Annotated in this window: 9 protein-coding genes; 6 read left to right on the forward strand and 3 right to left on the reverse strand. The window is 60.5% G+C overall.

Translation table 11 applies throughout. The features are described from left to right. Positions 1–25 precede the first annotated feature (25 nt). Positions 26–1,345 carry a histidinol dehydrogenase gene (gene hisD / locus BFW87_RS16135; RefSeq protein ID WP_078740751.1) on the forward strand — a complete coding sequence of 440 codons (1,320 nt, stop codon included), beginning with the start codon at positions 26–28 and terminating at the stop codon, positions 1,343–1,345. Between the two features lie 3 nt (positions 1,346–1,348). After that, on the forward strand, positions 1,349–2,401 hold the full coding sequence (gene hisC / locus BFW87_RS16140; RefSeq protein ID WP_078740752.1) for a histidinol-phosphate transaminase: 1,053 nt from the start codon (positions 1,349–1,351) through the stop codon (positions 2,399–2,401). A gap of 112 nt (positions 2,402–2,513) precedes the next feature. On the opposite strand, the gene BFW87_RS16145 is transcribed toward hisC, so the two are convergent. Beyond that, positions 2,514–3,788: a uracil-xanthine permease family protein gene (locus tag BFW87_RS16145; protein WP_078740753.1), complete on the reverse strand. Its 1,275-nt coding sequence runs from the start codon at positions 3,786–3,788 to the stop codon at positions 2,514–2,516. Positions 3,789–3,790: 2 nt separating this feature from the next. Continuing rightward, the gene (gene upp, locus BFW87_RS16150) at positions 3,791–4,429 is read right to left on the reverse strand and encodes a uracil phosphoribosyltransferase (RefSeq protein ID WP_078740754.1); all 639 of its coding nucleotides are present in this window, start codon (positions 4,427–4,429) and stop codon (positions 3,791–3,793) included. A gap of 164 nt (positions 4,430–4,593) precedes the next feature. Between upp and BFW87_RS16155 the strand changes: the two genes are divergently transcribed. The 4 genes from BFW87_RS16155 (at position 4,594) to BFW87_RS16170 (ending at position 6,654) form a co-directional block, all read left to right on the forward strand. After that, complete coding sequence (locus BFW87_RS16155; RefSeq protein WP_078740755.1) at positions 4,594–5,151, forward strand: hypoxanthine-guanine phosphoribosyltransferase; 558 nt, start codon at positions 4,594–4,596, stop codon at positions 5,149–5,151. A 3-nt stretch (positions 5,152–5,154) separates the two neighbouring features. Beyond that, the gene (locus BFW87_RS16160) at positions 5,155–5,622 is read left to right on the forward strand and encodes a WbuC family cupin fold metalloprotein (RefSeq protein ID WP_078740756.1); all 468 of its coding nucleotides are present in this window, start codon (positions 5,155–5,157) and stop codon (positions 5,620–5,622) included. Between the two features lie 35 nt (positions 5,623–5,657). Then, positions 5,658–6,143, forward strand: a complete 486-nt coding sequence (locus tag BFW87_RS16165; protein ID WP_078740757.1) for a hypothetical protein — start codon at positions 5,658–5,660, stop codon at positions 6,141–6,143. Positions 6,144–6,366: 223 nt separating this feature from the next. Then, positions 6,367–6,654, forward strand: a complete 288-nt coding sequence (locus BFW87_RS16170; RefSeq protein ID WP_078740758.1) for a PA4642 family protein — start codon at positions 6,367–6,369, stop codon at positions 6,652–6,654. Positions 6,655–6,757: 103 nt separating this feature from the next. On the opposite strand, the gene mqo is transcribed toward BFW87_RS16170, so the two are convergent. Continuing rightward, positions 6,758–8,082, reverse strand: a 1,325-nt coding sequence (gene mqo / locus BFW87_RS16175) for a malate dehydrogenase (quinone) (RefSeq protein ID WP_078740759.1), incomplete at its 5' end; no start/stop codon positions are given.

The following is an 8,082-nucleotide window of genomic DNA, read 5'->3' on the forward strand; positions in this document are numbered from 1 at the left end:
TTGCCAATCCTATGAGGCCCTCGCTATGACCACGTCCACTGCAATTGCCCGACTCAACGCTGCCGATCCGGATTTCGCCCATCATCTGGATCATCTGCTGAGCTGGGAAAGTGTGTCTGACGACTCGGTCAACGGTCGAGTTCTCGACATCATCAAGGCTGTGCGTGAGCGCGGTGACGCGGCGTTGGTGGATTTCACCCGTCAGTTCGACGGCTTGGACGTCCAGTCCATGGCCGACCTGATCCTGCCCCGCGAGCGCCTGGAGCTGGCCTTGACGCGCATCACTGCGCCGCAACGTGAAGCCCTGGAAGTTGCGGCGGCGCGCGTGCGCAGCTACCACGAAAAACAGAAGCAGGACTCCTGGAGCTACACCGAGGCCGACGGCACCGTGCTGGGCCAAAAGGTTACGCCGCTGGACCGTGCCGGTCTGTACGTGCCCGGCGGCAAGGCCTCTTATCCGTCATCGGTACTGATGAACGCTATCCCGGCCAAAGTGGCCGGGGTGCTCGAAGTGGTCATGGTCGTGCCGACCCCGCGCGGTGAAATCAACGAGCTGGTACTGGCAGCGGCGTGCATCGCAGGCGTCGACCGGGTGTTCACCATCGGTGGTGCCCAGGCTGTTGCGGCCTTGGCCTACGGCACCGAGAGCGTGCCGAAAGTCGACAAGGTCGTCGGCCCGGGTAACATCTATGTCGCCACCGCCAAGCGTCACGTGTTCGGCCAGGTCGGTATCGACATGATCGCGGGACCCTCCGAAATTCTGGTGGTCTGCGACGGCCAGACCGATCCGGACTGGATCGCCATGGACCTGTTCTCCCAAGCCGAACACGACGAAGACGCCCAGGCAATTCTGGTCAGCCCCGACGCCGAGTTCCTCGACAAGGTCGCCGCCAGTATCGACAAGCTGCTGCCGACCATGGACCGCGCCGAGATCATCGAGAAGTCGATCAATGGCCGTGGCGCGCTGATCCTCGTGCGCGACATGGAGCAGGCCATCGAAGTGGCCAACCGCATCGCCCCGGAACACTTGGAGCTGTCTGTCGCCGACCCTCAAGCCTGGCTGCCGTCGATTCGCCATGCCGGTGCGATCTTCATGGGGCGCCACACCAGCGAAGCCCTGGGTGACTACTGCGCGGGTCCCAACCACGTGTTGCCGACCTCCGGCACCGCGCGTTTCTCGTCGCCACTGGGCGTGTATGACTTCCAGAAGCGCTCGTCGATCATCTTCTGCTCGCCACAAGGCGCCTCCGAGCTGGGCAAGACCGCCTCGGTGCTGGCCCGTGGTGAATCCCTGAGCGCCCACGCCCGTAGTGCTGAATACCGCATCCTTGAAGAGGGGAAATAAGACATGAGCAAATTCTGGAGCCCCTTCGTCAAGGACCTCGTGCCTTACGTGCCCGGCGAGCAGCCGAAGCTGACCAAGCTGGTCAAGCTCAACACTAACGAAAATCCGTATGGCCCCTCGCCCAAAGCGCTGGAGGCCATGCGGGCCGAGTTGAATGACGATCTGCGTCTTTACTCTGACCCCAACAGCGATCGCCTCAAGCAAGCCGTGGCGAAATATTACGGGGTTGACGCGAACAAGGTGTTTCTCGGCAACGGCTCCGACGAAGTGCTGGCGCATATCTTCCACGGTCTGCTGCAACACGATCTGCCGCTGCTGTTTCCGGACATCAGCTACAGCTTCTATCCGGTTTACTGCGGGCTTTATGGCATCAAGTCTGACCCTGTGCCGCTGGATGAGCAGTTTCAGATTCGCGTGGCGGACTATGCCAAGCCAAACGGCGGGATTATTTTCCCCAACCCGAATGCACCGACCGGTTGCTTGTTGGCGCTGGAGGCTGTGGAGCAGATCCTCAAGGCCAATCCGGAGTCGGTCGTGGTCGTGGACGAGGCTTACATCGACTTTGGCGGCGAAACCGCGATCACCTTGGTAGACCGTTACCCGAACCTGCTGGTGACGCAGACCCTGTCCAAATCGCGCTCACTGGCCGGTTTGCGCGTGGGCCTGGCCGTGGGCCATCCCGACCTGATCGAGGCGCTGGAGCGGGTCAAGAACAGCTTCAACTCGTATCCGCTGGATCGCTTGGCAATTGTCGGCGCAGCGGTGGCGTTTGAAGACCGTGAATACTTCGAGAAGACGCGCCAGCTGGTGATCGACAGCCGTATCAAAGTGGTCGGCCAGTTGGAGGCGAAGGGCTTTGAAGTATTGCCCTCGGCGGCCAACTTCATCTTTGCCCGTCACCCCAAGCACGACGCGGCCGGCCTGGCGGCCAAGTTGCGTGAGCAGGGAGTGATCGTGCGTCACTTCAAGCAGGAGCGGATTGCCCAGTTCCTGCGGATCAGCATCGGTACGCCGGAGCAGAACCAGGCGCTGATTGATGGGCTTGGCGAGCTCTAAGTCTTTATTGGCTTAACTGGCCCCATCGCGGGCAAGCCCGCTCCCACAGGGAAATGCATTCCCATGTGGGAGCGGGCTTGCCCGCGATGGGGCCATCAGCAACACCGTATTGTTAAATCAACGGCTCATCCGGCTTCTTGTTCTTCCAGCCATCATTGCCCGGCAGCAGCAGGTTCAAACCAATCGCTACCACCGCACACAGGGCGATGCCCTTGAGGCCGAAGTCATCCGGGCCGGTGCCGGTACCGACCAGCACGCCGCCAATCCCGAACACCAGCGTCACCGACACAATCACCAGATTGCGCGCCTCGCCCAGGTCGATCTTGTGGCGAATCAGCGTGTTCATCCCCACCGCAGCAATCGAGCCGAACAGCAGGCACAAAATGCCGCCCATTACCGGCACTGGAATGCTTTGCAGCAATGCGCCGAACTTGCCGATAAACGCCAGGCTGATGGCAAACACCGCCGCCCAGGTCATGATTTTCGGGTTGTAGTTCTTGGTCAGCATCACTGCGCCGGTCACTTCGGCATAAGTGGTATTAGGCGGGCCGCCAAACAGGCCGGCGGCCGTGGTGGCAATGCCGTCACCCAGCAGGGTGCGGTGCAGGCCGGGCTTCTTCAGGTAGTCGCGACCGGTCACGCTGCCGACCGCAATCACACCGCCGATGTGTTCGATCGCAGGGGCCAGCGCCACCGGAACGATGAACAGGATCGCCTGCCAGTTGAATTCCGGCGCGGTGAAGTGGGGCAGGGCGAACCAGGGGGCGGCGGCGATTTTCGCGGTGTCGACTACGCCAAAGTAGAACGACATGGCAAAACCGACGAGCACGCCGGAGATGATCGGCACCAGGCGGAAGATGCCTTTGCCGAACACTGCCACGATCAAGGTGGTCAGCAACGCCGGCATCGAGATCAGCATCGCCGTCTGGTAATGAATCAGCTCGCTGCCATCGCCGTTCTTGCCCATCGCCATGTTGGCGGCAATCGGCGCCATGGCCAGGCCGATGGAGATGATCACCGGGCCAATCACCACCGGCGGCAGCAGGCGGTCGATGAAACCGGTGCCCTTGACCTTCACCGCCAGGCCCAGGAACGTATAAACGAAACCGGCCGCCATCACGCCGCCCATGGTCGCCGCAAGGCCGAACTGGCCCTTGGCGAGAATGATCGGGGTGATAAAGGCAAAGCTCGATGCCAGGAATACTGGCACCTGCCGTCCTGTCACCACCTGGAACAACAGCGTGCCCAGACCTGCGGTGAACAGTGCGACGTTTGGATCAAGACCTGTGATCAGCGGCATCAACACCAGCGCGCCAAATGCCACGAAGAGCATTTGTGCGCCAGACAGGATCTGGCGCCAAAGCGGGTCGTTGAAATCATCCTGCATGCTCAAGCGTCCTTCTGCTTGGTGCCGAAGATCTTGTCACCGGCATCGCCCAGGCCCGGGATGATGTAGCCGTGTTCGTTCAGGCGTTCATCGATGGACGCGGTGTAGATCTGCACGTCCGGGTGCGCCTTCTCGACGGCGGCGATGCCTTCAGGGGCAGCCACCAGCACCATGGCGCGGATGTCCTTGCAGCCGGCTTTTTTCAGCAGGTCGATGGTGGCAACCATGGAACTGCCGGTCGCGAGCATCGGGTCGATGATCATCGCCAGGCGCTCGTTGATTTCCGGGACGAGTTTTTCCAGGTAGGTGTGGGCCTGCAAGGTTTCTTCGTTGCGGGCCACGCCGACGGCGCTGACTTTGGCGCCAGGAATCAGGCTGAGCACGCCTTCAAGCATGCCGATACCGGCGCGCAGGATGGGCACCACGGTAATTTTCTTGCCGGCGATTTTCTCGACCTGGACGGTACCGCACCAGCCCTCGATCTCGTAGTTTTCCAGGGGCAAATCTTTGGTGGCTTCGTAAGTGAGCAGCGCTCCGACTTCCTGAGCAAGCTCACGGAAATTCTTCGTGCTAATGTCGGCACGGCGCATAAGGCCGAGTTTGTGTCGGATCAGCGGGTGGCGGATCTCGCGAGTGGGCATGGGAAAGGCTCCGGCGGCGGGCAAAAAAACCGGCCTAGATTAATCTATCCGAGGGTGTTGTCCTATAGACATCTAGTACGTTAGTCCATTAAGGCTTGCCCGGAGCGCACGAGAAGCGTACCTTCGCCCGCTTTTCTTGCCACAGCACCCCCTTGGAGAGCGCCATGTCCGCTGATCTTGAGCATATCCGTCAAATCATGCGTGAGGCTGACTGCCTGTACACCGAAGCGCAAGTCGAAGAAGCGATCGCCCAAGTCGGCGCACACATTTCCCGCGAAATGGCCGACACCAACCCGGTGGTGTTCTGCGTGATGAACGGCGGGCTGATCTTTGCCGGCAAATTGCTGACCTATCTGCAATTTCCGCTGGAAGCGTCCTACCTGCACGCTACCCGTTATCGCAACGAAACCAGCGGCGGCGACCTGTTCTGGAAAGCCAAGCCGGAAGTCTCGTTCATTGACCGTGACGTGCTGATCATCGACGACATTCTCGACGAAGGTCACACCCTGGGCGCGATCATCGACTTCTGCAAACACGCTGGCGCGCGCAAAGTGCACACCGCCGTGCTGATCGACAAAGACCACAACCGTAAGGCTCGCCCGGACCTGAAAGCCGATTACGTCGGTCTGCCGTGCATTGATCGCTACATTTTCGGTTACGGTATGGATTACAAAGGCTACTGGCGCAACGCCAACGGTATCTACGCTGTTAAAGGAATGTAATTCATGACCCGCTTTCTTGATCAGACGCTGTTCACCGAGTTGGCCGAGAAAGCGGCCGCCAGCCCCCGTGGCCGACATCACCATAATTTTCATGAGATGGAAGAGCCGTGCCATCGCCTGGCGGTGGGCCTGCAACCCGACACCTACGTGCCACCGCACCGTCACCTGAGCGCCGACAAGGCAGAAACCCTGCTGGTGCTCAAGGGCAGTCTGGGTTTGCTGGTGTTCAGCGAAACCGGCGAGGTGTTGGCCAAGCGCGTCATGCAGGCCGGTGGCGAGTGTGCTGGCGTCGACCTGCCACCGGGTGTGTTCCACGGCCTGGTGGTGCTGGAGCCCGACACCGTGATGTTCGAGTGCAAGGCCGGGCCCTATCGCCCGGTGGGGGCGGGCGAGCTGGCTGAATGGGCGCCTCGCGAAGGCGATGCCGAGGTGGCCGAGTACCGACGCTGGATGCTTGCCCAGTTCGATTGAGCTACAGTGCTCGGCCATCTTTCTCGGAGCGGCCCATGAGCCTGTTGATACGCACGTGCGCCGCCCTGGCGCTAACCTTCAGCCTGCCCCTGGCGGCCGCTCCAGCGCCGATGCACAGCCAGTTTCTGCCGCCGGACGACCTGACCCTGCGCGCCGAAACCCCGGATCAGCAGCAGCTTTTGCAAGTCACCGAGTACGCGGTGGTGGTGGGCAATCAGCGCCAGTCCAGCCAGCAGCCGATTCCGGTGACCTCACCGCTGATGATTCGCCTCAAGGGCAAGTCCTTGAATAAAGGCGCAACCATCACCCAGGTGGTGCTCAATTTCGACGCTGAAAGCAAAAGTCTGAAAAAGCCGGCATTCGATGACAATAGCAAGACCCTGACCTTGTCTTACCCGGTGGCTCAATACCGCGTGATCGTTGATCTGCTGCGCAATGAAACGGTGTATGTGCAGTTCCTGAGTTATGCCAACGGGCATATCTGGGCGGATTTGCATACCGGTGCTGTGCGGGCCAAGTAATTAAACGACACCTGTTCGGCCATGCAAATGCAATCAATGTGGGAGCTGGCTTGCCTGCGATAGCATCACTGCGGTTTACCTGACAACCGAGGTGCTTGCATCGCAGGCGAGCCAGCTCCCACACAAGCCCGCACACACACATTGGATCTTCATTGTTTCCGAAGCGTGTGCACCGCAGGTAAACTGCTTTTCCCGTGAAAATGTCTGCAGGCTGGAGTCGGTAATGCGTAAAGATAAGAAACAGGTGATTGGCGACGAGATCGGCGACGATCAGATCAAGTTGTTCCTGGACTTCGAGCCGGTTGATGCGACTTCACCGTCCCTGCACAAACTGATCAAGGCCTACCGTGGCCTGCGTATCGACGACTTCGCGCGTTTCCTGGGTTTTTTCAAGGAGGTGGGCCTGGACATTGACGGCAAAGACGAGCACGGCCAGACCTTCGTCGATCTGATCAAGGATCAGCGCAACGCGGACGAGTACATCGAACTGATCGAAAACGCTCGCGGCTGATTATCCGAGACACAAAAAAACGCCCCGTTCTCATACAGAGAACGGGGCGATCGTTCCCACGCTCTGCGTGGGAATGCATCCTGTGACGCTCTGCGTCACTACCTCAAGCGTAGCTCTCGGTCTCGGCAGCAGGCGCAACCAGTTCCAGGCTGATGTTGTTCTGCGTGTTGATCTTGCGATACAGCTCGGCATCCGTTTCCAGGACTTTTTCCCGCGCCGGGAAGATCTCGTGCAGCTTGGCTGCCCACTCACCCGCGGCTTTTGCCGGGAAGCACTTCTCGATCAGCTCCAGCATGATCGACACGGTCACCGAAGCACCCGGAGAGGCGCCCAGCAACGCTGCCAGCGAGCCATCCCGGGCCGCGACCAGCTCGGTGCCAAATTGCAGCACACCGCCTTTTTTCGGGTCTTTCTTGATGATCTGCACCCGTTGGCCGGCCACTTCCAGGCGCCAGTCTTCGGCTTTCGCTTCAGGGTAGAAGCGGCGCAGGGATTCCAGGCGCTGTTCCATCGATTGGCGCACTTCGCTGACCAGGTACTTGGTCAGGTCCATGTTGTCGCGGGCCACGGCCAGCATCGGGCCGATGTTGCCGGCGCGAATCGACAGCGGCAGGTCGAGGAACGAGCCGTGCTTGAGGAACTTGGTGGTGAAGCCGGCGTAAGGCCCGAACAGCAGGGATTTCTTGCCATCCACCACGCGGGTGTCCAGGTGCGGCACGGACATCGGCGGCGAACCCACGGCAGCCTGGCTGTAGACCTTGGCCTGGTGGTGTTTGACCACGTCCGGGTTGTCGCAACGCAGCCATTGGCCGCTGACCGGGAAGCCGCCGAAGCCTTTGCTTTCTTCAATGCCCGAGGCTTGCAGCAGCGGCAGGGCCGCGCCACCGGCGCCGAGGAAGACGAACTTGGCGTCCACGTCACGGCTGTTGCCGCTGTTGACGTCCTTGATGCTCACGGTCCAGCCCGCGCCGTTGCGCTTGAGGCCGGTGACGCGCTTGCTGTACTTGACCTGCGCATCCGGTGCGCTGGTCAGGTGCGACAGCAACTGATTGGTCAGGGCGCCGAAGTTGACGTCGGTGCCGTTCATCACGCGGGTGGCTGCGATTTTTTCGTCGAGCGGGCGGCCCGGCATCATCAGCGGCATCCACTCGGCCATCTCGCTGCGGTCTTCGGTGTAATGCATGTCCGAGAACGCGTGGTGCTGACTGAGGGTTTCAAAACGCTTCTTGAGGAACGACACGCCGTTTTCGCCCTGCACGAAGCTCAGGTGCGGGACCGGGCTGATAAAGGACTTGGACGAGCCAAAGGTGCCTTTTTTGGTCAGGTACGCCCAGAACTGCTTCGACACCTCGAACTGGGTGTTGATGTGCACGGCTTTCTTGATGTCGATGGAGCCATCACCCGCCTGCGGCGTGTAGTTCAGCTCAC

Origin of the sequence: Pseudomonas fluorescens, from assembly GCF_002022275.1 — a bacterium.
Lineage (GTDB): Bacteria > Pseudomonadota > Gammaproteobacteria > Pseudomonadales > Pseudomonadaceae > Aquipseudomonas > Aquipseudomonas fluorescens_AJ.

Coding starts and splice junctions, on each gene's coding strand:
- hisD (WP_078740751.1), top strand. CDS start 26: ATGACCACGTCCACTGCAATTGCCCGACTCAACGCTGCCGATCCGGAT.
- hisC (WP_078740752.1), top strand. CDS start 1,349: ATGAGCAAATTCTGGAGCCCCTTCGTCAAGGACCTCGTGCCTTACGTG.
- BFW87_RS16145 (WP_078740753.1), bottom strand. CDS start 3,788: ATGCAGGATGATTTCAACGACCCGCTTTGGCGCCAGATCCTGTCTGGC.
- upp (WP_078740754.1), bottom strand. CDS start 4,429: ATGCCCACTCGCGAGATCCGCCACCCGCTGATCCGACACAAACTCGGC.
- BFW87_RS16155 (WP_078740755.1), top strand. CDS start 4,594: ATGTCCGCTGATCTTGAGCATATCCGTCAAATCATGCGTGAGGCTGAC.
- BFW87_RS16160 (WP_078740756.1), top strand. CDS start 5,155: ATGACCCGCTTTCTTGATCAGACGCTGTTCACCGAGTTGGCCGAGAAA.
- BFW87_RS16165 (WP_078740757.1), top strand. CDS start 5,658: ATGAGCCTGTTGATACGCACGTGCGCCGCCCTGGCGCTAACCTTCAGC.
- BFW87_RS16170 (WP_078740758.1), top strand. CDS start 6,367: ATGCGTAAAGATAAGAAACAGGTGATTGGCGACGAGATCGGCGACGAT.